This window comes from Novosphingobium rhizosphaerae (assembly GCF_050920675.1).
Classification (GTDB): Bacteria; Pseudomonadota; Alphaproteobacteria; order Sphingomonadales; family Sphingomonadaceae; genus Novosphingobium; species Novosphingobium rhizosphaerae.
Window position 1 is genome coordinate 1609603 of record NZ_CP137861.1, and the last position, 24669, is coordinate 1634271.

Here is a 24669-nt window from a genome sequence, read left to right on the forward strand (position 1 = left end):
CCCCCCTTAGCTGCGCAGGTTGAGAATGGCCTGGGTGGCCTGGGTGGCTGTGTCGATCGCCTTGGCGTTGGCCTGGTAGGCGCGCTGCGCCACGATCAGGCCGACGAGTTCGTCCGACACTTCCACGTTGGAGCGTTCGAGATAGCCCGACATCAACTTGCCGTACTGGCCGTTGGTGGGCTCGCCATAGTTGGCGAGGCCGGACAGGTTGGTGGCGGTCCAATTGGCCGAACCCTGCTGGCGCAGCCCTTGCGCGTTGAGGAACGTGGCGAGGCCGATCTTGCCGATGATGGTGTTCGAGCCATCGGCATAGCTGGCCGCGACATTGCCGTTTTCCGAAACCGTGAATCCGGCAAATTCCGATCCGGCGGCATTGGTTGTAGGCACCAGAGCGTCGGTCATCGTCGTGCTGGTCACGGCGCCGGTGGAGTCGGTGGGAAACATCTGCACGCGATTGCCCTGGGCATCGGTGACATAGCCGCCCGAATCCATCTGGAACGCGCCATTGCGGGTGTACATCGTCTGGCCGGTGGAGGGCGAAACCACGGTAAAGAACCCATCGCCGCTGACTGCCAGGTCCAGCGAGGAGCCGGTGGAATCGAGCGCGCCCTGCTTGAAGTTCTGGGTGATCGCCTCGACCTTGGCACCGATCCCTTCGATCAGGCGCGGGTTGGTAAAGGCCGTGCCGGCGACCACGTCGGCAAAGCTGACGGTGCTTTTCTTGAAGCCGTTGGTTTCCGAGTTGGCGATGTTGTTGCTGACCACGTTGAGATCGGTCTGCGCATTCTTGATGCCGTTGAGCGACGTGTAGAACGACATGGGCTGGTTTTCCTGTCGGTTGGGGGAGGGAGGGTCAGGCAGTTGCCGTGATGGCTGCCGTGCCGGAGGTAGACGCCGCCGTCTGCGCGGCGCTGATCGCGGCGAGTTGCTGCGAAATCGTCTGCAGCGTCGCGGCGATCTGGCTGTTCGAAGCGTTGGCGGAATTGAGCTGATCGAGCTTGTCGGAAATGTCGGTGAGCGTGCTGTTCATCTCCGTCGAGTTCGACAGCGAGGAAAACTGCGCGAGCTGCGCCACCATCTGGGTGTTGTCCACCGGCGAGGTGGGGTCCTGGTTCTGCAGCTGCGCGGTCAGCATCTTGAGAAAATCGGTGGCGCCAAGGCTGGCCCAACCGGTCTTGGCCGTGCTGGAGGAACCGGTGGTTGCGCTGGTTGATGTTACGGTGGTCATGTCACTTCATCCTCATCGTATCGAGCATCAGCTGCTTGGCGGTCTGCATCGCCTCCACCACGTTCTGGTATTGGCGGCTGGCTTCCATCATCTCGACCATCTCGGCGTTCTCATCGACCGGGGCGGTCCAGACATCGCCGTTGGCGTCTGCCAGTGGATTGTCGGGATCGTGGGTGCGCACGGCGGTGGTGTCGGTGCGGTAGACGCCCTGGACCTTGACCGTGGAAAGGCCGGTACGGCGATCGAGCTCTTCGGCAAAAACGGGGCGCAGCGGGCGATAGGCCGCCGCGTCGCTGCTGGCGACGTTGCCCGCGTTGGCCAGGTTCGATGCCGCTGCGTTCATCCGCACCAGCTGGGCCGACATGGCGCGGCCGGTCACGCCGAACAGGGTGAGGGGGGAATTGCCGTTGCCCGCCATGGTCAATCACCCTTGAGCGCGCGGGTCACTTCGCCCACGCGGCCCTTGATGAATTCCAGAGTGGCCGAATAGCCTACCGCGTTTTCGGCAAAGGCGGTCTGTTCCGTGGCCAGTTCTACCGTGTTGCCATCGAGGCTGGGCATCACCGGCACGCGATAGAGCGTGGCGCCCGCTTCGGCCTGGCCCTGGCTGGCGCCGGCAAGGCGTGCCTTGAGCGCGGCGCCGAAATCGATGTCGCGCGCCTTGTACCCGGGGGTGGCGGCGTTGGCGATGTTGGAGGCCAGCAGGCCCAGGCGCGTGGCGCGCAGTTCCAGCGCGGCGCCGTGGATGCCGAACAGGCCATCGGTTGATGCACTCTCGCTCATCGGTCGTGCTCTCGCTTTCCTTGGGCAAACAAACGATGCCGATGGTTTAGCAAGGGGCGTGCCAATTGCCGCAAGACCCGCAAACGCGGCGTTCCGGGGCGGCCGGCCGGCGTTGGCGCGGCAAGCCCTTGCCGATCGCGCTTGCCGATCGACGGCAGGCGCTGCCGCCCGCCCTGAAAGCGTGGCGGTCCCTGCCGTCCTTGCCGCCAAAGGTTTCGCGAAAAACCCGAGTTTCACGAAAGACAAGGTGCCGATGGATCCGACCCACCTGTTCGATGGCCAATCGGCCGTGATCGTCGTTGGCGGCACGCTGGTGGGCACCGTGCTGCGTTGCGGCTGGCGCGACAGCATGACCGCGCTGCGTGCCGTGGTGGCTTTGCTGCGCCCCGGCTTCGATGCCGATGCCATGCGCGCCGAACTGGCGCATGAAGTGGCGCTGATCCGCCAGGACGGTGTGATCCGCGCCAATCCGCGCCGGCTGGCCGATCGCGAATTCGATTCCGCCACCACGGCCTTGCTGCGCACCCGGTCGCTCGATGGCTTGATCGAACAGCACGAAGCCTGGCGTCGCACGCGCCTGCGTCGCGCCACGGCGGCGGCGCGCACCCTGGCCCAGGCGGCGGATCTCTCGCCCGTGTTCGGCCTTGCCGGAACGCTTGTGGCGCTCAGCCAGCTCAAGGTAGAGAGCCTGGCCCACGGCAATTTCATCGGCGCCATTGCCATGTCGGTGCTGACCACGCTGTATGGCCTGCTGCTGGCGCATATCGTCATGGGGCCGCTGGGCCGCGCGGTGGAGCGCGCCTCTCAGGCCGAGGAGGAGGCGCGTGCCGAGGTCATGGCCTGGCTGACGCGCCAGGTCGGCCCGGCTTGCCCCGATCGGCATCGCAGCACGCCCCAGGCGCCACACGGCACCCACGCGCCTTATCCCGTGGCCGCACCCCCCTTGGCCGAGGGCACGCGGCCGATCGGGTCACCCCCCCACGATCCGCGCGAAGTGGCATGATTGCGCGGCCCGGGCAGACGGGATGGCAGACCATCCTGGCCGATCTGGCGCTGATCCTGTTCATGATCTGCGCTTCGGCCCTCTCCGTGGCGGAAGGGCCGGCGCCAGCGGCGGTCAAGGCCCAGGCCGCGCCCTTGCGCGCACCGCCGCCGCCCCCGCCGCATCCCGTGGCGCCCTCGCAGCAGGCAGAGCCGGTGGGGGTTTGGCGCGATGGCCCCGGCGCACCGCCGCTGGCGCAGTGGCTGGCCGACCAGGCCGCCGACCCGCGCCTGCGCCTGTCGATCGTGGTGCGCTATGGCGCCCGGTCAGCCAACCCGCAATCCGCGCGCGAGGCAGCGCTGGAGCAGGCCGCGCGCCTTGCCCGCACCGCCGGCCCGCGTGCCGGCAGTGCCCGCGTGGTGGTGGAACCGGGGGCACAGCCCGGCGCCAGCGTGGCGCTGGGCTATGACGAGGAAAGCCTGTGAGGCAGGAAATGGCATGGCTTTTGCTGAAATCCGGGCAATCCGCCTCGTTTCAGGAAAAGCTCCATGCCCGCTGCCCCGTTCCGGCCCGTTCTTGCCGCCAGTCTTGCCGTCTCGCTTGCCGTTTCCGCCGTGGCGCAGGCCCAGGTGGCGCGCGCGCCGGCCACCCGCTTTGCCGATATGGCCGCGATCGACCAGGCCGTGGCCCAGTTTACCGGCCGCGCCATCGGCGTGCCCGGTGGCGCGGCCCAGCCAGTCGACCGCCGCTTGCGCCTGGTGGCGTGCACGGCGCCGCTGGCGCTGGGTTGGCGGGCCGCTGCGCACGACAGCGTCTTGGTGCGCTGCCCCGATGCGGGCGGTTGGCGCCTGTTCGTGCCCGTGGCCGCGGCGCGGGCCGAGGCGGCCGCCACCCCCGCACCGCCCGTGGTGCAGCGCGGCGAGGCGGTGACGATCGCCATGGTTGGCGATGGCTTTTCGGTGGAGCAGGGCGGCGAAGCCATGGATGCCGGCCCCTTGGGCGGCTGGATCCGCGTGCGCACCGATCCTGCCAAGGCCGGACGCAGCGATGCCCTGCGCGGACGCGTGGTGCGCCCCGGCCTGGTGGAAGTGCCGGTGGATTGAAGCCCGCCCGGCGCATGGGATCAGGCATCCCCAGCGCATCCGGCAAAATTCCGCCGCATGGCCTTAAACTCTCCGGACCGGCGCCGTTCTTCCCGGCATAACCCCCGAGGAGCTCGACCATGTCCAACATCGAAATCGGACCGTCGCGGCCGGTTGGTGCGGTCCAGGTCAAGATCGCCACTGCCGATACGGCGGCGCCCCAGGCCGTTGCCGAAGCGCCCGCCAGCCCAAGCGCCGCGGCCACTGCCGCGCCGTCTGCGCCGGCCGCGATCGCCAGCGCCGCATCTGCCACCGTCGCCACCAGCGGCGCCACTCGCGCCGGCGATGTGCCGGTGAGTAGCGATCGCGTTGCCCAGATCCGCAAGGCGATCGAGGAAGGCCACTATCCGGTGATCCCCGCCCAGATCGCCGATGCCATGATTGCCGCCGGCATGCTGCTGAGGACCCCCCAATGACCGTTGACGCACCGATTTGCCATCCCAACGATCTGCGCCAGGCCCTGGGCCAGATGATTGCCGTGCTGAATGACGAACGCCTGGCCCTAGCCGGCCTGGATATGGATGCGATCATGGGGTGCGCGGTGGACAAGGCGGCCCTGTGCAGCCGTCTGGAAGCGGTGGCCACCGATGCGATCGACGAGGAATGCCGCGGCATGGTCGATGCCGCGCGGCGCCTCAATGAAGCGAACCGCCGCGTGCGCAACCTGATTGCCGCCAATGTGGCCGCCCGGCTCGATGCGTTGACCGGCGCTCCTGCGATCTATCGCGCCCGCGCTGGCGAAGTGCGGGCCCATCACGCCCGCACCGCCCGGGTGCGCTAGAGCATTTTCAAGGCAGGTGGAATCACCTGCCGACTCGGAAAATGCGGCAAATCAAAATGGTAGAGCGCCGGCTTTGACGCAGTCAAAGTCGATCGCGCTCTAGATCATCGGTTTGCCGGCGCGGCCAAGGGCTGTGCCGGCAAACCGGCAAATCCTCTCCGGCGCCGCGTGCCGTTGCCCTTTCAGGGCCGGCACGCGGCGCTTTTTTGCGCGGCAAATCGTTGAGAATGAGGGAATCCGTCCCAGGAATGCGAAACTGGCACGACCTTTGCTGAACCATCCTTGTCGCGGCAGGCCAACCAGGGCGTGCTGCCGCCAGCACAAGGATACGGGCGTTGAGTTCAGTGCAAACTTCTGCCGCGAGCCTTGCCGATCCGGCAATCGGCACGATCGCGGCCAGCGCGGCAACCGCCAGCCCGGTGCATGCCGCCATTGCCAATGCGGCCAATGCCACGGGCGTGGACTTCGGCTATCTGCTGGCCCAGGCGCGGCTGGAATCCGGGCTCGATCCCCGTGCTCGCGCCCGCACGTCGAGCGCGGCTGGCCTCTACCAGTTCACCGGGCAGACCTGGCTCAAAACCCTGGCTCGCCACGGCGCCGATCATGGCCTGGATTGGGCTGGCGATGCGGTGGACGATGCCGCCAGCAACCCGGCGCTACGCAGCCAATTGCTGGCGCTGCGCCATGATCCGCAGCTTTCCGCGCTGATGGCCGGTGACCTGGCCAACGACAACCGGGCGGCCCTGGCCACCACGCTGGGCCGTGATCCCGACAATGCCGAGCTTTATCTCGCGCATTTCCTGGGTGCGGATGGCGCGTCCCGGTTCCTTGCCGGCCTTGCCGGCAATCCCGAGGCCAGTGCCGCTGCGCTGCTGCCCAAGGCGGCCGCAGCCAATCGCACGATTTTCTACGACCGTAGCGGCGCGGCGCGTTCGCTGGGCGCGGTGATGGCGCTGCTGCGCAGCCGGTTGGAGGCGGCCGGCAGTGACGCGGGCGGCCTGCCGGCATTGCCTGGAGCGCCGCTATCGGGGCAATGGCCGCTGGCCACCATGCCCTATGGCGATCTGTCCGGGCTGGATGGCCCCTGGGCCAACCTGCCTTCAGGCGCACCCGATCTGGGCGCGGGGCGGCAAAGCTATACCGGCGGCCCGGTAGCGCAGGAATTCCAGCAGGCCGCGGCTGCCGCAGGCCAGGCCAGCGGTGGTGCGGCCGGCAATGGGGGCCACACGTCGATGGCCGATACCCTGCGCGACACGTTTGCCCTGGCGGGCAGCGGCACGCCGGGTAGCGGCCACGTGGCCCGCGCCTATGGTCGGCTCAAGGCGATGGGGCTCTAACCCACCATGTTCAAGCGATTTGGCTCGCCCGGTGCCATGGCCCTTCCGGCCGGCATCCTCATGCTCATCGTGCTGATGATCGTGCCGCTTCCCTCGATGCTGCTCGACATGTTCTTCGTCCTCAATATCGCCTTGTCGGTGGCGATCCTGATGGCGGCGATGAACGCGGAAAAACCGCTGGATTTCAGTTCTTTCCCGTCCGTCCTGCTGTTTGCCACGCTGCTGCGCCTGGCGCTCAACGTGGCGTCCACCCGTATCGTGCTGGTGCGCGGGCATGAGGGCGAAGCGGCGGCGGGCCACGTGATCGAGGCGTTCGGCGCGTTCCTGGTGGGCGGCAATTTCGCCGTCGGCCTGTTCGTGTTCATGATCCTGATGATCATCAACCTGGTGGTCGTGACCAAGGGTGCGGGCCGCGTTTCGGAAGTGTCCGCCCGCTTCACCCTGGATGCCTTGCCGGGCAAGCAGATGGCGATCGATGCCGATCTGGCGGCCGGGCTGATGAGCGCCGACGAGGCCAAGTCCCGCCGCCGCGAGGTTTCGACCGAAGCGGATTTCTATGGTGCGATGGACGGCGCCAGCAAGTTCGTGAAGGGCGATGCGATCGCCGCGCTGCTGATCCTGGGCGTCAATATCCTGGCCGGCTTTTGCCTGGGCATGATCACCCATGGCTTGAGCGCGGGCGAAGCGGCGCAACGCTATGTCACCCTGGCGGTGGGCGACGCGCTGGTGGCGCAAGTGCCCTCCTTGCTGCTGTCGATCGCGGCGGCGGTGATCGTCACCCGCGTTTCGGACACGCGCGACCTGGCCGGCCAGATCGGCCACCAGTTTGCCAACCCCTCGACCTGGCTGCCCGTGGCGGTGATCCTGGGCGCGATCGGCGCCATTCCCGCCATGCCGCAAACGGTATTCCTGCCCGCTGCGGCGGGCGCGGGCTGGCTGTGGTGGGCCCTGCGCCAGCGCGCACGCCGCCCCGAGCCGGTGCTCGAACCCGAAGCGCCGCCGAGCGACCCTGCGCGCATCACGCTGGAGGAAGTGAGCGACCATACGCTTGTCACCATCGAGCTGGGCTATGGCCTGGTGCACTTGGTGGACGAGCGGCGCGGTTCGCCGCTGGTCACCCGGATCACCGGGGTGCGCAAGCAGTTGAGCCAGGCGTTCGGCTTTGTCGTGCCGCAGTTCCGCGTGCGCGACAGCCTGGACCTTGGCCCCAACGATTATCGCATCATGCTGGGCGGGGTGCCGCTGGGCGGGGCGACCGTACGGGCCGATCGCGTGCTGGCGATCGACGCGGGCGAGGCACGCACCGATCACGGTCTGATGGGCGAGGCGACGCGCGACCCCAGCTTTGGCTGCCCGGCGCTGTGGATCGAGAACCACTTGCGCGACCAGGCCATCGCCGAAGGCTTTTTGACTGTGGACGCCAGTACGGTGATCGCCACCCATCTCAACCAGTTGCTGAGCGAACGGCCGCAACTGCTGCTGGGACCGGACGAAGTGCGCGCGATCCTGGAGGCGGTGCGCGAGCGCGCACCGGGCCTGGTGGAAACGCTGCATCCCCAGCCGCTGTCGCTGGCGGCGCTCACCCGTCTGCTCCACGCCTTGCTGGAAGACGGGGTGACCATCGCCCACCCGCTGCCGATCCTCTCGGCGTTGAGCCAGGCCGTGCTGCAAACCACCGAGCACGAAAAGCTGGTGGACCTGCTGCGCGCCGAACTGGGCGGGCTGATCGTGGCGCGGGTGTGCGGCCCGGCCGAGCGGCTGCCGGTGCTGACGCTTTCGGCGCAGCTGGAAGGCATGATCGTGGGCGGGATGCACGATCCCGTCACCGGCCAGCCGGTGATCGAGCCAGATCTTGCGCGCACTATCGGCGAGCGCGTCAACCTGATCATCGCGCAGCGCGGGCCAGGCGCGATTTCGCCCGCGTTGATCGTGCAGCCGCGCGCGCGGCGGGCGCTCGCCGCGCTGATGCGCCAGCGCGCCCCTGCCTGCCTGGTGCTGTCGATCGCGGAATTGCCGCCCACCCAGCCGATCGAGGTGGTGGCCGTGATCGGCGAGGAGACGCCCACCGGCCCGCCGCAATTGCCGCCGCCAGAGCCAGCGATGGCGGCCTGATCCCTGCTGCACCTGCCCCCTTCTTCAAAAAAGAAAACGAGCTTTCATGAAACACGATCACCGCAGCTTTGCCGCCTCGCGTGCCTATCGTGACGACACCGCCGACCGCATCCGCCGTTTCCTGCCGATGGTGCGACGCCTGGCCTGGCACGTTCACGGCTCTGGCCATGCGGGGGTGGATGTCGATGATCTGGTCCAGGCCGGCCTGGTGGCGCTGACCGAATGCGCGCAAAAGCATTCGGGCCCCACTGAGGATGGCTTTGCCGCCTATGCCAAGCTGCGCGTGCGCGGCGCGATGGTGGACCTGTTGCGGCGCACGATGCCGCTCTCGCGCACCTCGTCGGATCGGCGCCGCACCTTGCGGGAAAAGACCAACCAGCTGACCATGGAACTGGGCCGCATGCCCACCGAACCGGAACTCGCGCGCGCCCTGGGCCTGTCAGACACGGAACTGGCCGAACTGCGCGCGGCGAGCGAACCGGTGCGGATCGAGGCGATCGACGATGCCTATTCCGACAGCGACGCTGCCTTTGCCGACGACCGGCCCGATGCCTTTGCCCAACTCGCCGATGCCGAAAGCCGCCAGATCGTGGCCACCGCGATCGCTGCCCTGCCCGAACGGCTGCAACTGGTGATCCAGCTCTATTTCGTGGAGGAACTCAACCTGGCGGAAATCGCGCAAGTGCTGGAAGTTTCGGTGCCGCGCGTCCACCAGTTGAAAGCCCAGGCGCTGGACAAGCTGCGTAGCGGCCTGGGCAGCGGCTTCGAAATTCTGTGATCCTCCCCGTGCCGGGGAGGAAACGCGCCGCGAGTCAGCCCCCCGGGTTGATCGAACCGCCCACGCCCAGCCGCTTGCCATCGGTGATGATCACCTTGTCGCCCAGGCTGGCCACCTTGAACAGGCGCTTGGCGAATTCGTTGGGCACGCCGACGCAGCCATTGGTGGCATAGCCTTTTTCCACCTTGGACCCGTGGATCGAGACGCCATCGTTGGTCAGCCGCAGCATGTAGGGCATCGGGGCGTCATAGAGGTTGGAGACGTGGGTGGCATCTTTCTGGGTGATCGGAAACACGCCCAGCGGGGTGGGCTTGTCGCCATAGCCCTTGAGAATGGCGGTGGCGCCGATCTCGTGCCCGTTGCGAAATACCGAAAGCACGCGCGCCGTCAGGTCCACCGTGATCACCACCGGGCCGGGCTCGCCCTGGCTTTCGTCCCAATAGAATTGGCCAAAGCGGATGGGGCCGTCGATCTTGAGCACGGACTTGACTACGAAGGGTGTATCGACGGCGGCGTTCTGTGCGGGCGCCGGGGCGGCAGCCGGCGTTGGCGCAGGTTGGGCCTGTGCCAGCAGTGCCGCGGGCTGGGTGGCCTGTGCGTCGTCATCGCCGGCAAGCGCGCGCGCCAGGTCCTGTCCCACGTGAAAGGCCAGCAACATGGCCAGCCCCGTGGCGCTGACGCCCACGGCCAGCACCGCCAGGCGCTGCCATTGCGGCCTGCCTTTGCGCGTGGGCCATAGCGCCTTGCGCCACTGCGCCAGCTTTCCCGCCATGCCTGACGATCCTTTCATGCGTAAACGATAGCCGTTGCGCGCGTCTCGGCCAAGGCGCGCGGCCACGCTGTCTCGGCTAGGGACACAGCATGGCGGTATCGTTAATCACCGTGGTTGCGAAATGGTTGCACTGCAAGATCCTCCCCGCTCTGCGGGGAGGGGGACCGCCGCGAAGCGGTGGTGGAGGGGCCTGGATCGCGCCTGACACCTCCCCATCGGGGATGGGGAGGATCATGCGGACGGGCGGCGTGTTTCAGCTTGGGGCAAGGTTGGCTATGCCACAAGCACGGCGATGATCGATCCGGCCCCCCTGCTCGGCGCGCTCCCGCCCTGGCTCACCAGCCCGCCGCCCCTGCTGGCTGCGGCCCTGGTGGCCATGGTGCTGGTAACCCTGGCTGGATTGGGCCATGGCGTGCTGGCGCGGTTGATGCGGTTTTGCGGCAACCTGGTGCTGGTGGCGGTGCTGGCGGTGGCGTGCCTGCGCTTCGTCCATCTCGATCCCTCGTTCGCGCACTTCATGCCCAGCATCGGCATGCCCGAAGCGCAGGTTTCCGGCGGGGAAGTGCGCGTGCCCCTTGCGGCCGACGGGCATTACTGGATCGAGGCGAACGTGAACGGCACGCGCACCCGCTTCATGGTGGATACCGGGGCCACGATCACCACGCTCTGTGCCGAAGGCGCGAGCGAGGCCGGCATTGCGCCTGATCCGCTGCGCCTGCCGGTGGTGATGCACACGGCCAACGGAGACGTGGAAGCGCAGACCGCGCGCGTCGAAACGCTGAAGTTCGGCTCCATCGTGGCGCGCGACATGGACGTGATCGTGAGCGAGACCACCGGTGGTCTCAACGTGCTGGGCATGAATTTTCTCAACCGCCTGAAAGGCTGGCGGGTGGAAGAAGGCGTGCTGATCCTTACCCCGCGCCATCCGCAGAGCGTGTAACGCCGGCAAAAGTCAGCCGGCGCCACAGGGCTTCCAATGGTCCCTGGCCAAAGCGCGCCAGCCACGCCTGTGGCCAGGCCAGCATCAGCGCCCAGCCCAGCCCCACGAACAGCGGCAAGCTGCCGCGCTGCACTTCATGGGCATTGCCCCAGCCCAGCCCGGCGGCCCAGCCGCAGAACAGCGCGCTCATCACCAGGCTGGTGCCTAGGTAATTGGTAAAGGCACAGCGACCGGCGGCGGCCATGGCGCGGCCCGGCGCGCGGTCGGCCAGCGCCGGCCAGGCCAGCAGCAGCGCCGCGGCATAGCCCAGCGCCATGGCCAGGCGCGGCAGGGCGGCCATGTCGGTGGTGACGGCAAAGGTCAGCTGCGGCGGCCAGCCGGCATGATCGGCCCATAGCAGCAACGCGGCAGTGGCCGCGCCGCCCAGAGCCGTGCCGCCCAGCGCAACGGCCGCCATGGCCCGGCGGGGCCAGCGCGCGGTGAAGAAACCGCATTTGAACAAAGCCATGCCAATCAGCATCAGCGGGAAGGTTTCGCTGAACGTGTTGAGCGCGGCGGTGATCGGGAACGTGGGCGTGCCGATCACCCGCAGTGCCACCGCCGGGCCCCAGCCGGCGTGCAGCACTTGGGCGTCGGCGGCCAGCGATTGCGCCACGCGCGTGGCGATATCGGCCATGGCGGCGCGATCGGCGGGCGTGCCCAGGCCGGCCAGCACGCGCTGCTCACCGGCAATCGCGGGCAGCGCGGCCAGGGCATCGAAAGCATGGGCCAGCACGAAGACCGGCAGGGCAATCGCCAGCAGCGCGCGGGGATCGAGCCGGCGCAGCGCCAGCGCCAGAAGGCCGCACAGCGCATAGGCGAACAGGATATCGCCCCACCACAGCAGCGCATAATGCAGATAGCCGAACAACATCAGCCACAGCAGGCGGCGCACTTGCATGACATCGCTTGAAAGGCCGCGCCGCTCCACGCTTTGCGCAAACAGGACCATGCTGGCCCCGAACAGCAGCGTGAACAGGCCGCGCATCTTGCCATCGAACAGCATGAAGCTGACCACGAACCAGCCCAGCCCTGCGCCATCGGGCCGGGGCAGGGCCGGGCTCAGGCTGGCCAGCTGCGGTCCCCAGAACCCGGTGATGTTGATCGCCAGGATGCCCAGCACGGCAAAGCCGCGCAGGAAATCCAGCGCGGCGATGCGTGCAGGCGGGGAGGGCGCCGGGGAGACAGGATCGGGCGTGGTCATCCCCGCCGCCATGCACCGGGCGCGGCTGGCGGAAAAGCCAAAACCGTCAAGGTTTCAGGGTGATGCAATCCACACCGGCGCCCTTGAGCGCGGCACATGCGCGTGAAGCCTCTGCCTGGCTGGCAAAGCCGCCAGCCAGCACGCGGGTGACCGCGCCCTGCGCCAGATCGATGCGCGGGTGCCCGGCCATTTCCGGCCGGCCGCGCACGCGCGCCCACAGGCTGTCGGCATTGCTCTTTTGCGCAAAGGCACCCAACTGGATGCGCCAGGCGCCCGTCGCCGGGCGCGGGGTCTTTTCCACCGCAGGAAGCGGGGCAGACGCAGGCTTGGCCGGTGCCGGCTTTGTCGCCGCCGGCTTTGGCGCGGTTACCGGCTTTGGCGCGGGTGGCGTGGGCGGGGCCGGGCGGGGCGCGGGTGTTGCGCGCGGCACTTCCACCGGATTGGCATAGCTGGCCCCGGCCATGACCGGGCCATTGCCGTCTGCCGGCGTTCCCGGCTGCGATGCTGGCAAGTCCACCCGCGTCAAAGGCGTGGGGCCGGGCCGCGGTGTGGGCGCCGTGGGCGGCGCGGCGCTCGCCACGGCAACGGGCGCCGCGGCGGGGGCGGACGGGCTGTCTGCCGCGGGCACGCTCACGCCCAATTCGGCCGCCGCCAGTTCGCGCGAGCGCTGCTCGCTGGTGCGGGTTTCCAGGTCGCTGGCAAGAGAGGCGCCCATCTGGCGCTGTTCCAGCGGGATCACCTGGTTCATCGTCTTGAGGCTGTCGATCGCCTGGGGCAGGCCCACGGCCGCCGCGCGCGTCATCAGCGCATAGGCGCGCACCCAGTCCTTCGGCTGGAAATCGCCGTTGAACGCGGCCACACCCAGCACATACATTGCGCGCGGTTCGCCCCGGTCGGCCGAGGCGTTGAGCCAGGGCAGCGCTTCGCTTTGCCGCCCGGTCTGGAACAGCAGGATGCCATAGTTGTCGGCAGCGCGGGCGTGGCCCTGGCGCGCGGCCTTGTGAAACCAGTCTTCGGCCCTGGCCATGTCCTTGGGCATGCCGCGCCCCAGCTTGGCCGCCTGGCCCATGTTGAACTGCGCGTCGGCGTCACCCTTGGCTGCCGGCCCCTGCCACTGCCTGACGGCGGCGGCATAATCGCCGCGCGACCAGGCGTTCACCCCGTCGCGCACGTCGGCCCAGGCCGCGGCGGGCAACAGCGAGGCCGCCACAGCCAGGGCCGTCACCGTGCGAAAAGAACCGGTCTTGATGCGCGAATGAGTCATGACGAATGCGAATCTCTTGCTCAGGCGGTCCATTTGCGGGTTTCCCCTCAGATGTCTTGCGTGAAAAATGGTAAACAAGTTTTCCTGCATCGTCATCGCCGGCGTGAACTTGGCGGGTCTTTCGTTCTATTTCGGAACACGATTGCGCTGATGCTGTGGCAACTTTGTGTCGTGCCGGGTGCAGGGCCTGCAAAAGCGGGGGTGTTAACCAAAATTTCAGCGCAATCTGCGAATCCCTGATGCCTGACCGCACGGCAGTTTCAGGGGGACACATTGCGCGTACTGGCCTTGGCTTCGCAAAAAGGGGGATCGGGCAAGACCACCTTGTCTGGCCACCTTGCCGTGCAGGCGCAGCGCGCCGGAGCCGGGCCCGTGGTGCTGATCGACATCGATCCGCAAGGTTCGCTGGCCGATTGGTGGAACGAGCGCGAGGCCGATTTCCCCGCCTTTGCCCAGACCGCCGTGGGCCGCCTGGCCCAGGATCTTCAGGTCCTGCGCCAGCAGGGCTTCAAGTTGGCGGTGATCGATACGCCGCCGGCCATCACCATGGCGATCCAGTCGGTCATCGCGCTGGCCGAGCTCATCGTGGTGCCCACGCGCCCTTCACCGCATGACTTGCGCGCCGTGGGAGCCACGGTCGATCTGTGCGAGCGGGCGGGCAAGCCGCTCATCTTTGCCGTCAACGGCGCCACGCCCAAGGCGCGGATCACCGCCGAAGCGATCGTCGCCCTGTCGCAGCATGGCACGGTGGCGCCGATCACGCTGCACCATCGCACCGATTTTGCCGCCTCGATGATTGACGGGCGCACGGTCATGGAAGTTGATCCCACCGGCCGGTCTGCGGCCGAGATCGCCCAGCTGTGGAGCTATATCTCCGAACGCCTGGAGAAGAACTTTCGCCGCACGGTGTTTGCCGTGCCGCAGCCGGGCCAGGCGGGCATGGCCCCGGTGCGCGCCCTGGGCGGCGCCGCGCCGCGCCCGGTCGGCAGCTTCGGCCGCCGCGTGATCGGCTCGTGAGCGAGAGGGAGCCTGCCATGACCACGCCAGAAACCAAGCCTTTTGCCTCGCTTACCGGTTCGCTGCTGGCGCGCAAGGGCGCCGCGCGCCCGGCGATGCGCAGCCATGTCTCGCTCGATTGGGCGGGGGTGGAAGCCGCGCCGGACGATCCGGTGCCGCTCGACGCGCCTTTCGACGCACCTTGTGAGGCGCAAGCCCTGCCGCTGGCAGATGTCGTCGCCCTGGAAGAGGCTGGCGAGGAAGACAGTCGCCCTGAAGTGTTGCGCCAGATCGCGCAGCTTTCAGCCGTGATGGGCCGCAAGGTGGCGGCCAATCGCCGCGCAGCGATGGATGTGGAACAACTGCCGGGCAAGAAGGTCGCCTTTACCCTGCGCCTCGATCCGCGCCGCCATGCCTTGCTGCGCGCCTGCTGCACGGCAGAGCGGCGCAGCGCCCAATCCCTGTTGATCGAGGCGCTCGATCGCCTGGTCGATGCCACGCCGGGCTTGGACGATGTGCTGGCCCAACTGCCTGAAGCCGCAATTCCAACCGAACTTTCGCTCCCTTCGCGCTCTACTGCCGCGCACCCGCGGCAGCCGCGCTGATGACTTGTCGGGAAACGCCCATGACTGCCCATCGCATGATCCGCTCGCTTGCCACCACGGCGCTGGCCGCCGGCCTCCTGGCCGGTTGTGCCCAGGGTGCTTCCCATCCGGGGCAAACCGCCGCCCGGGCGCAATCCGCGCTGACCGGTGGGGAAGCGGTCAAGGCCGTGGCCCTGGCCGAACAGGCCGTGCTCGCCGATCCGCGCAACCCCGGTTATCGCGTGCTGCTGGGCAGCGCCTATATGCGCGCCGGCCGCTTCGCCTCGGCCCGTCAGGCCTATGACGATGCGATGGAACTGGGCCAGGATGATGGCAAGGTGGCGCTCAGCCTCGCGTTGACCGACATTGCTCTGGGGCATGGCGACGTCGCGCTCGACACGCTGAACGCCCATCGCCAGCAGATCCCCGTGGCCGATTATGGCCTGGCGCTGGCGCTGGCCGGCCGGGCGGACCAGGCGGTCGAGGTGTTGAGCGGCGCGGTTCGCAGCGCCGATGCTTCGCCCAAGCTGCGGCAGAACCTGGCCTATGCTCTGGCGATGGCCGGCCATTGGCGCGAAGCGCGCGAAATGGCGGCGCAGGATGTGCCGGCCGATCAATTGCCGGCGCGCATGGCGCAGTGGGCGCAGTTGAACGATCCGGGCAACACCCGGTTGCGCGTGGCCGGCGTGCTGGGCGTGCCGGGCGGAACCGAAGACGAAGGCCAGCCCACTGCGCTTGCCCTCGCCAATTTCCCCGCCCCCGCCACGGGCCAGCCGGCCGAGCAGGCCGCCCAGGCCGCCACGGCCCAGGCTGGCCAGGCACCGGTGCTGGCCCAGTTTGCCGCGCAGGAACTGCCCGCGATCGACAATGGCGCGGCCCAGCCGCAAGTGGCCGATGCCAGCGCCGCCCCCACCGTGGAAAAGTTGGCCACGATCGACATGCCGCCTTCTGCGGCAGCGCCCGCTGCCATTGGCGCTGCCACACCGGCCTGGGCCCTGGCGCCGCGTCCCGGTGCGATCCCGGCCTCTGCCCCGCTTGCTGCACGCAAGCTGGCCCGCGTTTCCCAGGCCGATCGCGCGCCCGCGCTGGTGGCCAAGGCTGCCCAGGCGCGCGCCGCCACCTTCGCGCCGCGCGCCGATGCCGTGCCGGCGGGCACGCATCTCGTGCAGCTTGGCGCCTTTTCCACCCAGGAAGGCGCGCACCGCGCGTGGCGCCACTATCTGGCGGTGAACCCGGCGCTCAAGGGCTATCGCCCGGTCATCACCGCCGCGACGGTGAACGGCAAGCAGTTCTGGCGCACCCAGGCCGCTGGCTTTGCCAGCGCTACCCCGGCCCGCTCGCTGTGCGGCTCGGTCAAGTCCAAGGGCGGCGTGTGCATCGTGCTGGCCAACCCCGCCAGCGGCCAACCCGGCGCCGCGCCGGCAATCCGGTTCGCCAGCAATCGCCGCTAAGGACCTGTAGATACTCTCCCACGTGTGGGAGAGATACCGGATAGCCGAACTGGCTGGGGCCGGACCAACTTGCCCAGGCCACTCCTTGCGTGGCGGGCGTTGGCTCATGCCTCGTCGGCCTACATACGTTGCATCAACTTGCGTGACCGCTGTTGCGCAGCAGATGTTGGTATTTCGTCCCCAAGCATGAGCGACCAAGTCTGACTCATCGATTCTGTGCCAAAAAATGGTGCCGGTGCCTCATCCACAAGCTTGAAGCCCGCGCGTTGGTAGACCCGGCGTGCCGCCGCGAGCACATTGTCGGTCCACAAATCGAGACGTCCATATCCGAGCGCCCGTGCACGCGCGATGCAGGTCTCGACCAGCGATTTTCCGATCCCCAAACCTCGCGCATCGGGCTCGACATAGAGCAGGCGCAACTTGGCCACCTGGGGGTCGTCGGTATGCACGAGGAAGATCGAACCGACCATCTGGCCATGCATTTCCGCCACCCATGCATCATCCCGGGCGGGATCGAATGCCTGACGGAAATCAGCAACGATCTGCGCGATTAGCCCTTCATAGCTTTCATTATAGCCGTAATCGTCCCGATAAAGCACCGCCTGGCGGTGAACGATGAGACCCAAGTCGCCGGCTTTCAGCGAGCGAAAGGTAACCTCAGGTTGAGCGTTCACGTCGAACATGCGGCTGATTGTGGCCGCCGCGTCCAGAAATTGCTGGCGCTGAATGAGCGGCAGGGAATTCAGCAACGAACGAACTGCCTCCTGGGTTGACGCTTCGAGCGCTGCGTAGGCCGCTCTTCCAGATGCGGTGAGCGAAAGGAGTTGATGGCGCCCATGGGAGGGGTCGTCCCTGGTTTCGACCACGCCTTGATCCCCGAGCCGCTTAAGCGTCCTACTCATTTGTCCGCGATCTAGGTCGAGTGCCCGCGCAATTTCCGCAGCAGTCGGACAATCCCGATTGACGATTTCATAGAGGATACGTGCCTCGCTAAGCGTGAAGACGCTATCGCGAAGGTGCGCATGGAGCAGACCGATCCTTCGCGTGTAAACCCGGTTGAAAGCCCGAACTAGGGCAACCTGCTGTTCCGTGTCCTGAGACATGACTAACCTTCAATGTTGACATAATCAACAATATTCACATTGTTGATTATGTCAACATGTCTGTTGCCCGCATGGGCCCACTCTCTGCGTGGATGCGCGCTGCCCGCGTGGAAGCCGGCTCGGCCAGGCGGCGGCGGTCGGCTCTGCGCAGCCAGGCTTGCAGGGGGGCGTCGAACCAGCGGTTGGCGGCCCAGGCAATGGTGATGACGGCGCCGGCCTGGGCGAGGGCAAAGGCCGGTGCGGGCAGCGGCACGTGGCGGGCCAGTTCCACACCCACGCGCAAGACTGGGCCTTGCAGGATATAGATCGGATAGCTGAGCAGGCCGAGCCATTGGGCGACCTGGGCGGCGCGGCCGTGCAGCGGGATGGCGGCGGCCAGCCACACCAGCAGGGGAAAGCCAGCCAGCGCGAGGGCGCCGTCGTAAAGCGCAGGATCGAGGCGGAAGGCTTGCGCCGGATTGGCAAGCAAGGCGGCTGCGAGCGCAGCGCAAAGCGCCAGGGCCAGCAGCGGGCGGGTTGTTCTGGCCGTGCGGCGCCAGCGGAATACCAGGATGCCGGCAAAGAACGGATAGATCACCCGTGCCGCGCCAAAGGCGAAGTTCGCCTTGTCCGTCCCGCCCATCAGCCGCCCGAAGTGGGCAATATCGGCCACCACCAGCACCGCACCCAGGCCGACGAGGCCGAGCAGCACGCGTTGCGACAGGAAGCGGGCGAGCAGGGCATAGGTCAGGTTCACATAGGCTTCGAACGCCAGCGACCAGGCCGCCATGTTGAGCGGGAAGGCGGTGGGCCATTGCGGGAACAGCGGGCAGGGCAGCAGCGCCAGGGCAAAGCCTAGCGCCAGCAGCGCATCGCCCAACGTCACCGTGTGGCGCAGCAACACCGCGCCGAGGAATACGGCAAAACCCAGCAGGGTGCCCAGCGCCAGCAAGGGATAGAGCCGGCGGGCCCGCGCCCGCGCAAACCCGGCGCGAGACAGCCGCCCATCGCGCACTTGCGCATCATAGGCAAAGGCAATGACGAAGCCCGACAGCGTGTAGAAGAAGTCCACGGCCAGGCCTGCGTGGGGCAGCGCGGAAAGGCTGTGCTGCTGCATCAGGTGATAAGCCAGCACGACCAGCGCGGCGATGCCGCGCAACGCGTCGAGCATGCCAAAGCGCATGGGCGCCGTGTCTGCCGGCGTGCTGCCTTTCGCCGCGTTGCGCGGATTGCCTGCCATCTTTGCCGCCCCTGTCTGCCGTCTCATAACGGATCAGGCAGGGGCGCCGGGCGAGCAATGGCAGGTGGATCGGAATCCGAGATTTAGAGGCTGCGCGAACAAGCACCCTTCGCCGGACCTGTGGCCCGGCACCTCCCCCGCCATGCGGGGGAGGATCAAGGTTACTCGGCCGCGATGCCGGCGGCGCCGAACATGTCCACGTCAACCTCGGTGGTTTCGGTGGGGGTGTTGGCGGCCTTGGCCTTGCGGCGGCCGTCGAAGTTGGACCACACTTCGTTCCAGTTGCCGCGCGTGGCGGCCTTGGAATATTCGGTGGCACGGGTTTCGAAGAAGTTGGCATGCTCCACGCCGTTGAGCAGCGGGGTGAGCCAGGGCAGGGGGTGTTCCTCGATCATGTAGATCGGGTCGAAGCCCAGCTGGCCCAGGCGCCAATCGGCGATGTAGCGGATGTAGCGCTTGATTTCCTTGGGGCTCATCCCCGGCACCGGGCCTTGTTCGAAGGCCAGGTCGATGAAGGCGTCTTCCAGGCGCACGGTCTTCTGGCAGCAATCAAGGATGTCTTCCTTGACCGCCTTGGTCAGGCACTGGCGCTCGGCACAGAATTCCTTGAACAGGCGGGTGATGCCTTCGCAGTGCAGCGATTCATCGCGCACCGACCACGACACGATCTGGCCCATGCCCTTCATCTTGTTGAAGCGCGGGAAGTTCATCAGCATCGCGAACGAGGCGAACAGCTGCAGGCCTTCGGTGAAGCCGCCGAACATCGCCAGGGTACGGGCGATGTCTTCATCGTTTTCCACGCCGAAATTCTGCATGTAATCATGCTTGTCTTTCATTTCGGCGTATTCGAGGAACATGCCATATTCGCTTTCCGGCATGCCGATCGTGTCGAGCAGGTGCGAATAGGCCGCGATGTGGATCGTTTCCATGTTGGAGAACGAGGCCAGCATCATCTTCACTTCGGTGGGCTTGAACACCCGGCCATACTTTTCGTGGTAGCAATCCTGCACTTCCACGTCGGCCTGGGTGAAGAAGCGGAAAATCTGTGTCAGCAGGTTGCGCTCGTGGTCCGACAGCTTCTGCGCCCAGTCGCGGCAATCCTCGCCCAGCGGAACTTCCTCGGGCATCCAGTGAATCTGTTGCTGGCGCTTCCAGTATTCATAGGCCCAGGGATATTCGAAGGGCTTGTAGGTCTTGCGGGCTTCAAGAAGGGGCATGGCTGCTGTCCTGTTGGGATAGGGCTGATATGGGGTGCGTCAGGCGGCTGGAAAAGCCTGGCAAAAGGGGTGAGGCGCGGTTTGCGACGGTCTGGGCCGGCTTCGCTGCGAATGGCGCCGTGCATGGCGGGCGGACCAAAAATGCCCGCCGGAAAAACGGGAACGGCCCGCTTGGCGCGGCATTGTTGGGAAAGAAGCCTGCGGGTGCGCAAGACCCGCTCCCCCACTGCCATGAAAACAAGGAGGCTGGGCATGACCGGCAACGAAAGCAATCCCATCGCAAGCCAGATTCGCGAGCATATGGCCGTCATCGGCGCGGATGGTGCCCCGGTGGGCACGGTCGATCATGTCGACGGGCATCGCATCAAGCTGACCAAGGCCAAGAGCGGCGCCCATGCCGGGCACCACCACTACCTGTCGCTGGGCCTGGTGGCCGACGTGGAGGGCGATACGGTTCGCCTTTCGGCCAATGCCGATGTCGCCCTGACCTTTGAGGAAGAGGAAAAGTAAGCCTCCGCTTCCCATCTGAGGCATGAATTCACGGAAAGCCGCGTCCCCTTCGCGGCCAGGTCGTCCCTGGCGACCGGAAGGCGCCTCGCTCCACGTCGTAAGTGGCGAGGCGCTTTTTCCGTTTTGGCGGCTTACTTCCAGAACCAGCCGGGCTTGAGCGCGCGATCCTTGCGGTTGCGCCACATCTGGATGTACATCCAGAGCCCCGAAAAGCTGAAGAAAATCATGGCAAAGCCCGACAGCGTGCTGACAGCCACGCCCACTGGCCCAAAGCTTTCGCCCGAGTGCAGATGGTGCAGCAGCCCGACGATCGATTTGCCGCCCTTGGGCTTGGGCCGGCACATATAGTCCGGCGGGCAGACGAAGGCGGGTTTGGCCGAGGCGCCGGCTGTGGCCGCTGCCGTCTTGGGCGGCCCGTCGTGATCCCCGCCGCTGGCCAGCGGCACGATCTGGCTGAGCGTGCCGGTCACGGCGATCCACAGCAGGAAAACCCCGAAAAACACTGAAATCCAGCGATGCCACTTGCGCATTGATCGACCCCCTCAGGTTTCCTTGCCTGGTGCCAGCATGCACGCCGGCCAGGCAAGACTGGCCGTGCTCGGGCCGGTTGCGCTTGTGGGGGAACGATGCCTGCCGGAGCAAGCCACGAAATGTCGCCATATGTAACACGGGGATGTGTGACATGAGCAGGGTTTCGGCTTGGTCCGGCATGGCAACGATCACTGAAAGGATGGGCAACGCGGCGTGAGTGGGGCCGGGCAGGCGATGGCGCCGGCGGGCCCCGACAAGGGAATGGGGGCGGGGCAGGCTGCCGGCAAAGCGGCGGACCTGCCCGGCCCGGCCAGGCCCCTTATTGGCAGGCGAGACATTCCTCGTAATCGGTCTGCTTCACATCGAGTTCGATGCGACGGGCCTGGGCGGTGTTGTCCGCCTCCACCCCGCCGGCGAAACCGGCGCGCTGGACCGACTTGGAGCGCAGGTAATAGAGCGACTTGATGCCCTTTTCCCAAGCCTGGAAGTGGAGCATCAGCAAGTCCCACTTGTCCACGTCGGCCGGAATATAGAGGTTCAGCGACTGCGCCTGGTCGATATAGGGCGTGCGGTCGGCCGAGAATTCGAGCAGCCAGCGCTGGTCGATCTCGAAGCTGGTCTTGAACACCGCCTTCTCGTCGGCCGAGAGGAACTCGAGGTGCTGGACCGAACCGCCGCGTTCCAGGATCGAGTTCCACACGTTGGTCGAATCCTTCGACTTTTCGCGCAGCAGCTTTTCCAGGTAGGGGTTCTTGACCACGAACGAGCCCGACAGGGTCTTGTGCGTGTAGATGTTGGCCGGGATGGGCTCGATGCACGCCGAAGTGCCGCCGCAGATGATCGAGATCGACGCGGTGGGCGCGATCGCCATCTTGCACGAGAAGCGCTGCATCACGCCCATGTCCGCCGCGTCGGGGCAGGGGCCGCGTTCCTGGGCCAGCAGCAGCGAGGCTTCGTCGGCCTTGGCGGCAATGTGGCGGAACATCTTGAGGTTCCACGCCTTGGCCATGGCGGATTCGAAGGCGATGCCCTTCTTCTGCAGGAACGAGTGGAAGCCCATCACGCCCATGCCGACCGAACGCTCGCGCGCGGCGGAATACTTGGCGCGGGCCATCTCGTCGGGCGCGCGGTCGATGAAGTCCTGCAGCACATTGTCGAGGAAGCGCAGCACGTCTTCGACGAAGTGCTTGTCTCCCTGCCACTCGTCCCAGGTTTCCAGGTTGAGCGAGGAGAGGCAGCACACCGCGGTGCGATCGTTGCCCAGGTGATCGATGCCGGTGGGCAGCGTGATTTCCGAGCACAGGTTCGAGGTGGAAACCTTGAGGCCCAGATCGCGGTGATGCTTGGGCATCATGCGGTTCACCGTGTCGGAGAACACGATGTAGGGCTCGCCCGTGGCCAGGCGCACTTCGACAAGCTTCTGGAACAGCGAGCGGGCATCGACCTTGCCGCGCACCGACTTGTCCTTGGGGCTGCGCAGGGCGAATTCGGTGCCATCGCGCACGGCTTCCATGAATTCGTCGGTCAGCAGCACGCCGTGGTGCAGGTTGAGCGCCTTGCGGTTGAAATCGCCCGAAGACTTGCGAATTTCGAGGAATTCCTCGATTTCCGGGTGCGAGATGTCGAGATAGCAGGCCGCCGAACCACGGCGCAGCGAGCCCTGGCTGATCGCCAGGGTCAGGCTGTCCATCACCCGCACGAACGGAATGATGCCGCTGGTCTTGCCATTGAGGCCGACGTTTTCGCCGATCCCGCGGACATTGCCCCAATAGGTGCCGATGCCGCCGCCGCGCGAAGCGAGCCAGACGTTCTCGTTCCAGGTCTTGACGATGCCTTCCAGGCTGTCTTCCACCGAATTGAGATAGCACGAGATCGGCAGGCCACGGCCGGTGCCGCCGTTCGAGAGAACCGGCGTGGCGGGCATGAACCACAGCTTGGAGATGTAGTCATAGAGCCGCTGGGCGTGGTCCTGGTCGTCGGCATAGGCATCGGCCACGCGCGCGAACAGGTCCTGATAGGTTTCGCCGGGCAGCAGGTAGCGATCGTCGAGCGTGTCCTTGCCGAAGATGGTCAGCTTGGCGTCGCGCGCGGCGTCGGTCACGATGGTGAAGCGGCGCGGGTTGACCGCCTTGGAATCGAGCGGGGCGGCCTTGGTGGCAACGGCGCCGGCCAAGGCCGCTTCGCTCACCATCGCCGCGGCGGCAGCCACGAGATCCGCGCTACCCTTGTCGTCTGCCTGCATATCGATTGCTTTCGATTCGGTCGGTTGCGGGGTGGCGTCCTGCGGGGCGGCCGGCTTGGCAGCGGCCTTGGCGCGGGCGGCCGGTGCCGGGGCAGCGGTCGCGTCCTGCGGCTCGGCGCCGCCATCAAGGGTGGAGTCGCGTTCGAGGGTGGACACGCCACCTTCCAGTCCCAGTTCGTCCTGCGCCATCAAAGCCGTTCCATCGTTCAGTTCTCCGGTCCTGAAATTCACGTCTCATTCCCCGCTTGCACGAGGCCCGCCGCAAGCGACGGACCGGATATTCCAGACACTGCCCTAGGCCGCGCGATCCGGCTTGCGCCGGCCCTTGCAGCCCCGTTCCTGCGGCCTGCCGGGCCGCGACTCATGTCAGCGCCCCGATCATGCCATGAATTGAAACAGAACGGGAACAAATTCCTGCCCTGCCCTTTCGCGCCGCCAAAAACCCAGCGACGTCAAAGGGTCCGCCCGAGTGGGCGGACTACGCGCTACCCAATGTGGGAAGCGGCCCGACGAATAACTAGGTTTGGTTGCCCTTGGCCGTTACGACCACAACCCATAGTGCTTGAAGCGGGTCTGGCAGGCAAGTGGGGCATGCCCATAAGGACGCTGCATTTCGTCGCACGCACGATTCGCTTCGTCGCTCCCACAATATGCTGCAGTGCAGCGACGCGCGAGGTTTCCAAGGCTTCAAGCGCAAAATGACAGGCCTGAAATATTTTTCGCGCCGCCGGGTTTGTTGTGGACAATAAAATGTCCAGAGGTGGTGGCAGGATATCCCCAGCCGGACTACCCCTAGTGGTTGTATCCTGGGGCCGGCATGGCTGCCCCATCTAGACGGAGACGCAGGCCTTGCGTGACATTCTCTCGATGCTGTTGTCGGGGCTCCTGGTCGGGATTGCTGCCCGGTTCCTCTATCCCGGCGCGGTGGAAATCGGCCTTGCCCGCACGATCCTGCTGGGCATTGGCGGCGCTTTGGTGGCGGGCCTGGCGTCGAGCCTGGCGGGGCGGGGCACAGTGGGCGAAGGTTTCAATCGCGCCGGTTGCCTGGCTTCGGTGCTGGGCGCGATGCTGCTGATCTACCTGGGCCGTCACTTCTGGTGACGGTGCCGGCGCCCCTTGCCTATGGCCTTGCGGCGCTTGCCGAAATTGCTGGTTGTTATGCATTCTGGGCGTGGTTGCGCCTGGGCCGCTCGGCCGCCTGGATCATGCCCGGCATGGCCTCGCTCGCGCTGTTTGCGTGGCTGCTGACGCGGGTGGAGGCTGATGCGGCCGGGCGCGCTTATGCCGCCTATGGCGGGGTCTACATCGCGGTTGCGCTGGTGTGGCTTTGGCTGGCCGAAGGCATCCGCCCCGACCGCTGGGACATGGGCGGCGCCGCGTTGTGCCTGGCTGGCGCGGCGGTGATCCTGCTGGGGCCGCATCGCGGCGGTTGATCGGCCGCCAGGCCGCCACGC

General features: G+C 66.8%; 27 protein-coding genes. 15 read left to right on the top strand and 12 right to left on the bottom strand.

The window, feature by feature from the left end; translation table 11 throughout:
* Nucleotides 1–6: 6 nt before the first annotated feature.
* Genes R9J51_RS07405 through flgB form a run of 4 tightly spaced genes read right to left on the bottom strand, consistent with a single transcriptional unit; the run spans nt 7 to nt 2011 of the window.
* Nucleotides 7–819, bottom strand: coding sequence for a flagellar hook-basal body protein (locus R9J51_RS07405; protein ID WP_168553920.1), 813 nt, complete (start codon nt 817–819; stop codon nt 7–9).
* Between the two features lie 34 nt (nt 820–853).
* Nucleotides 854–1228, bottom strand: coding sequence for a flagellar hook capping FlgD N-terminal domain-containing protein (locus R9J51_RS07410; RefSeq protein ID WP_179506284.1), 375 nt, complete (start codon nt 1226–1228; stop codon nt 854–856).
* A gap of 1 nt (nt 1229) precedes the next feature.
* Nucleotides 1230–1646: a flagellar basal body rod protein FlgC gene (gene flgC / locus R9J51_RS07415; protein WP_168553922.1), complete on the bottom strand. Its 417-nt coding sequence runs from the start codon at nt 1644–1646 to the stop codon at nt 1230–1232.
* 2 nt (nt 1647–1648) lie between these two features.
* Nucleotides 1649–2011: a flagellar basal body rod protein FlgB gene (gene flgB, locus R9J51_RS07420; protein WP_168553923.1), complete on the bottom strand. Its 363-nt coding sequence runs from the start codon at nt 2009–2011 to the stop codon at nt 1649–1651.
* Between the two features lie 253 nt (nt 2012–2264).
* Between flgB and R9J51_RS07425 the strand changes: the two genes are divergently transcribed.
* From R9J51_RS07425 to R9J51_RS07460, 8 genes are all read left to right on the top strand, one after another.
* Nucleotides 2265–3014 (top strand): MotA/TolQ/ExbB proton channel family protein, encoded by a 750-nt coding sequence (locus R9J51_RS07425; protein WP_179506285.1) that lies wholly within the window; start codon nt 2265–2267, stop codon nt 3012–3014.
* Nucleotides 3011–3478 carry a hypothetical protein gene (locus R9J51_RS07430; protein WP_179506286.1) on the top strand — a complete coding sequence of 156 codons (468 nt, stop codon included), beginning with the start codon at nt 3011–3013 and terminating at the stop codon, nt 3476–3478. Before R9J51_RS07425 ends, R9J51_RS07430 begins: the two co-directional genes overlap by 4 nt.
* A 63-nt stretch (nt 3479–3541) precedes the next feature.
* The gene (locus R9J51_RS07435) at nt 3542–4096 is read left to right on the top strand and encodes a flagella basal body P-ring formation protein FlgA (RefSeq protein WP_179506287.1); all 555 of its coding nucleotides are present in this window, start codon (nt 3542–3544) and stop codon (nt 4094–4096) included.
* 119 nt (nt 4097–4215) lie between these two features.
* Nucleotides 4216–4551, top strand: coding sequence for a flagellar biosynthesis anti-sigma factor FlgM (locus R9J51_RS07440; protein ID WP_169473394.1), 336 nt, complete (start codon nt 4216–4218; stop codon nt 4549–4551).
* Nucleotides 4548–4916: a flagellar protein FlgN gene (locus R9J51_RS07445; RefSeq protein ID WP_168553928.1), complete on the top strand. Its 369-nt coding sequence runs from the start codon at nt 4548–4550 to the stop codon at nt 4914–4916. Before R9J51_RS07440 ends, R9J51_RS07445 begins: the two co-directional genes overlap by 4 nt.
* Nucleotides 4917–5260: 344 nt before the next feature.
* Entirely contained in the window at nt 5261–6253 is a 993-nt protein-coding gene (locus tag R9J51_RS07450) for a lytic transglycosylase domain-containing protein (RefSeq protein ID WP_432787986.1), read from the top strand.
* A 6-nt stretch (nt 6254–6259) separates the two neighbouring features.
* Nucleotides 6260–8365: a flagellar biosynthesis protein FlhA gene (locus tag R9J51_RS07455; protein ID WP_168553929.1), complete on the top strand. Its 2106-nt coding sequence runs from the start codon at nt 6260–6262 to the stop codon at nt 8363–8365.
* Between the two features lie 46 nt (nt 8366–8411).
* Nucleotides 8412–9143: a sigma-70 family RNA polymerase sigma factor gene (locus R9J51_RS07460; RefSeq protein ID WP_168553930.1), complete on the top strand. Its 732-nt coding sequence runs from the start codon at nt 8412–8414 to the stop codon at nt 9141–9143.
* Nucleotides 9144–9177: 34 nt separating this feature from the next.
* Here R9J51_RS07460 and R9J51_RS07465 read toward each other — a convergent pair whose 3' ends face one another.
* A complete protein-coding gene (locus R9J51_RS07465) occupies nt 9178–9915 on the bottom strand; it encodes a L,D-transpeptidase family protein (RefSeq protein ID WP_432787923.1) in 738 nt (245 codons plus the stop codon).
* Between the two features lie 292 nt (nt 9916–10207).
* Here R9J51_RS07465 and R9J51_RS07470 point away from each other — a divergent pair, with 292 nt between their 5' ends.
* Nucleotides 10208–10855 (top strand): retropepsin-like aspartic protease family protein, encoded by a 648-nt coding sequence (locus tag R9J51_RS07470; protein ID WP_168553932.1) that lies wholly within the window; start codon nt 10208–10210, stop codon nt 10853–10855.
* Here the strand turns inward: R9J51_RS07470 and R9J51_RS07475 are convergent.
* Nucleotides 10827–12098, bottom strand: a complete 1272-nt coding sequence (locus tag R9J51_RS07475) for a DUF418 domain-containing protein (protein WP_179506288.1) — start codon at nt 12096–12098, stop codon at nt 10827–10829. The genes R9J51_RS07470 and R9J51_RS07475 overlap by 29 nt on opposite strands.
* A gap of 46 nt (nt 12099–12144) precedes the next feature.
* Nucleotides 12145–13362 carry an SPOR domain-containing protein gene (locus tag R9J51_RS07480; protein WP_179506289.1) on the bottom strand — a complete coding sequence of 406 codons (1218 nt, stop codon included), beginning with the start codon at nt 13360–13362 and terminating at the stop codon, nt 12145–12147.
* Nucleotides 13363–13635: 273 nt separating this feature from the next.
* Between R9J51_RS07480 and R9J51_RS07485 the strand changes: the two genes are divergently transcribed.
* The 3 genes from R9J51_RS07485 to R9J51_RS07495 are packed head-to-tail and all read left to right on the top strand — an operon-like array spanning nt 13636 to nt 16393.
* Nucleotides 13636–14379 carry a ParA family protein gene (locus R9J51_RS07485; RefSeq protein WP_179506290.1) on the top strand — a complete coding sequence of 248 codons (744 nt, stop codon included), beginning with the start codon at nt 13636–13638 and terminating at the stop codon, nt 14377–14379.
* Between the two features lie 17 nt (nt 14380–14396).
* Complete coding sequence (locus R9J51_RS07490) at nt 14397–14963, top strand: hypothetical protein (protein ID WP_179506291.1); 567 nt, start codon at nt 14397–14399, stop codon at nt 14961–14963.
* 20 nt (nt 14964–14983) lie between these two features.
* Nucleotides 14984–16393, top strand: a complete 1410-nt coding sequence (locus R9J51_RS07495; RefSeq protein WP_179506292.1) for an SPOR domain-containing protein — start codon at nt 14984–14986, stop codon at nt 16391–16393.
* A 119-nt stretch (nt 16394–16512) separates the two neighbouring features.
* Here R9J51_RS07495 and R9J51_RS07500 read toward each other — a convergent pair whose 3' ends face one another.
* From R9J51_RS07500 to R9J51_RS07510, 3 genes are all read right to left on the bottom strand, one after another.
* Nucleotides 16513–17496, bottom strand: a complete 984-nt coding sequence (locus R9J51_RS07500; protein ID WP_179506293.1) for a helix-turn-helix domain-containing GNAT family N-acetyltransferase — start codon at nt 17494–17496, stop codon at nt 16513–16515.
* A 46-nt stretch (nt 17497–17542) separates the two neighbouring features.
* Nucleotides 17543–18715: an acyltransferase family protein gene (locus R9J51_RS07505; protein ID WP_179506294.1), complete on the bottom strand. Its 1173-nt coding sequence runs from the start codon at nt 18713–18715 to the stop codon at nt 17543–17545.
* A gap of 161 nt (nt 18716–18876) precedes the next feature.
* Nucleotides 18877–19932, bottom strand: coding sequence for a ribonucleotide-diphosphate reductase subunit beta (locus R9J51_RS07510; protein ID WP_168553940.1), 1056 nt, complete (start codon nt 19930–19932; stop codon nt 18877–18879).
* Between the two features lie 252 nt (nt 19933–20184).
* On the opposite strand from R9J51_RS07510, the gene R9J51_RS07515 reads away from it, so the two are divergent.
* Entirely contained in the window at nt 20185–20442 is a 258-nt protein-coding gene (locus R9J51_RS07515; RefSeq protein ID WP_168553941.1) for a DUF2171 domain-containing protein, read from the top strand.
* Nucleotides 20443–20573: 131 nt separating this feature from the next.
* Here R9J51_RS07515 and R9J51_RS07520 read toward each other — a convergent pair whose 3' ends face one another.
* Entirely contained in the window at nt 20574–20972 is a 399-nt protein-coding gene (locus tag R9J51_RS07520) for a PepSY-associated TM helix domain-containing protein (protein ID WP_179506295.1), read from the bottom strand.
* A gap of 320 nt (nt 20973–21292) precedes the next feature.
* Nucleotides 21293–23215, bottom strand: coding sequence for a ribonucleoside-diphosphate reductase subunit alpha (locus tag R9J51_RS07525; RefSeq protein WP_246865950.1), 1923 nt, complete (start codon nt 23213–23215; stop codon nt 21293–21295).
* Nucleotides 23216–24064: 849 nt separating this feature from the next.
* On the opposite strand from R9J51_RS07525, the gene R9J51_RS07530 reads away from it, so the two are divergent.
* Both R9J51_RS07530 and R9J51_RS07535 read left to right on the top strand, forming a co-directional pair.
* On the top strand, nt 24065–24316 hold the full coding sequence (locus tag R9J51_RS07530) for a GlsB/YeaQ/YmgE family stress response membrane protein (protein ID WP_168553943.1): 252 nt from the start codon (nt 24065–24067) through the stop codon (nt 24314–24316).
* 2 nt (nt 24317–24318) lie between these two features.
* Nucleotides 24319–24648, top strand: coding sequence for a YnfA family protein (locus R9J51_RS07535; RefSeq protein WP_179506296.1), 330 nt, complete (start codon nt 24319–24321; stop codon nt 24646–24648).
* The last annotated feature ends 21 nt before the right edge of the window (nt 24649–24669 follow it).

Excerpts from the sequence above, each read along its gene's own strand:
- R9J51_RS07405 (WP_168553920.1), bottom strand. The coding sequence starts at position 819 with ATGTCGTTCTACACGTCGCTCAACGGCATCAAGAATGCGCAGACCGAT.
- R9J51_RS07410 (WP_179506284.1), bottom strand. The coding sequence starts at position 1,228 with ATGACCACCGTAACATCAACCAGCGCAACCACCGGTTCCTCCAGCACG.
- flgC (WP_168553922.1), bottom strand. The coding sequence starts at position 1,646 with ATGGCGGGCAACGGCAATTCCCCCCTCACCCTGTTCGGCGTGACCGGC.
- flgB (WP_168553923.1), bottom strand. The coding sequence starts at position 2,011 with ATGAGCGAGAGTGCATCAACCGATGGCCTGTTCGGCATCCACGGCGCC.
- R9J51_RS07425 (WP_179506285.1), top strand. The coding sequence starts at position 2,265 with ATGGATCCGACCCACCTGTTCGATGGCCAATCGGCCGTGATCGTCGTT.
- R9J51_RS07430 (WP_179506286.1), top strand. The coding sequence starts at position 3,011 with ATGATTGCGCGGCCCGGGCAGACGGGATGGCAGACCATCCTGGCCGAT.
- R9J51_RS07435 (WP_179506287.1), top strand. The coding sequence starts at position 3,542 with ATGCCCGCTGCCCCGTTCCGGCCCGTTCTTGCCGCCAGTCTTGCCGTC.
- R9J51_RS07440 (WP_169473394.1), top strand. The coding sequence starts at position 4,216 with ATGTCCAACATCGAAATCGGACCGTCGCGGCCGGTTGGTGCGGTCCAG.
- R9J51_RS07445 (WP_168553928.1), top strand. The coding sequence starts at position 4,548 with ATGACCGTTGACGCACCGATTTGCCATCCCAACGATCTGCGCCAGGCC.
- R9J51_RS07455 (WP_168553929.1), top strand. The coding sequence starts at position 6,260 with ATGTTCAAGCGATTTGGCTCGCCCGGTGCCATGGCCCTTCCGGCCGGC.
- R9J51_RS07460 (WP_168553930.1), top strand. The coding sequence starts at position 8,412 with ATGAAACACGATCACCGCAGCTTTGCCGCCTCGCGTGCCTATCGTGAC.
- R9J51_RS07465 (WP_432787923.1), bottom strand. The coding sequence starts at position 9,915 with ATGGCGGGAAAGCTGGCGCAGTGGCGCAAGGCGCTATGGCCCACGCGC.
- R9J51_RS07470 (WP_168553932.1), top strand. The coding sequence starts at position 10,208 with ATGATCGATCCGGCCCCCCTGCTCGGCGCGCTCCCGCCCTGGCTCACC.
- R9J51_RS07475 (WP_179506288.1), bottom strand. The coding sequence starts at position 12,098 with ATGACCACGCCCGATCCTGTCTCCCCGGCGCCCTCCCCGCCTGCACGC.
- R9J51_RS07480 (WP_179506289.1), bottom strand. The coding sequence starts at position 13,362 with ATGACTCATTCGCGCATCAAGACCGGTTCTTTTCGCACGGTGACGGCC.
- R9J51_RS07490 (WP_179506291.1), top strand. The coding sequence starts at position 14,397 with ATGACCACGCCAGAAACCAAGCCTTTTGCCTCGCTTACCGGTTCGCTG.
- R9J51_RS07495 (WP_179506292.1), top strand. The coding sequence starts at position 14,984 with ATGACTGCCCATCGCATGATCCGCTCGCTTGCCACCACGGCGCTGGCC.
- R9J51_RS07500 (WP_179506293.1), bottom strand. The coding sequence starts at position 17,496 with ATGTCTCAGGACACGGAACAGCAGGTTGCCCTAGTTCGGGCTTTCAAC.
- R9J51_RS07505 (WP_179506294.1), bottom strand. The coding sequence starts at position 18,715 with ATGGCAGGCAATCCGCGCAACGCGGCGAAAGGCAGCACGCCGGCAGAC.
- R9J51_RS07510 (WP_168553940.1), bottom strand. The coding sequence starts at position 19,932 with ATGCCCCTTCTTGAAGCCCGCAAGACCTACAAGCCCTTCGAATATCCC.
- R9J51_RS07515 (WP_168553941.1), top strand. The coding sequence starts at position 20,185 with ATGACCGGCAACGAAAGCAATCCCATCGCAAGCCAGATTCGCGAGCAT.
- R9J51_RS07520 (WP_179506295.1), bottom strand. The coding sequence starts at position 20,972 with ATGCGCAAGTGGCATCGCTGGATTTCAGTGTTTTTCGGGGTTTTCCTG.
- R9J51_RS07525 (WP_246865950.1), bottom strand. The coding sequence starts at position 23,215 with ATGCAGGCAGACGACAAGGGTAGCGCGGATCTCGTGGCTGCCGCCGCG.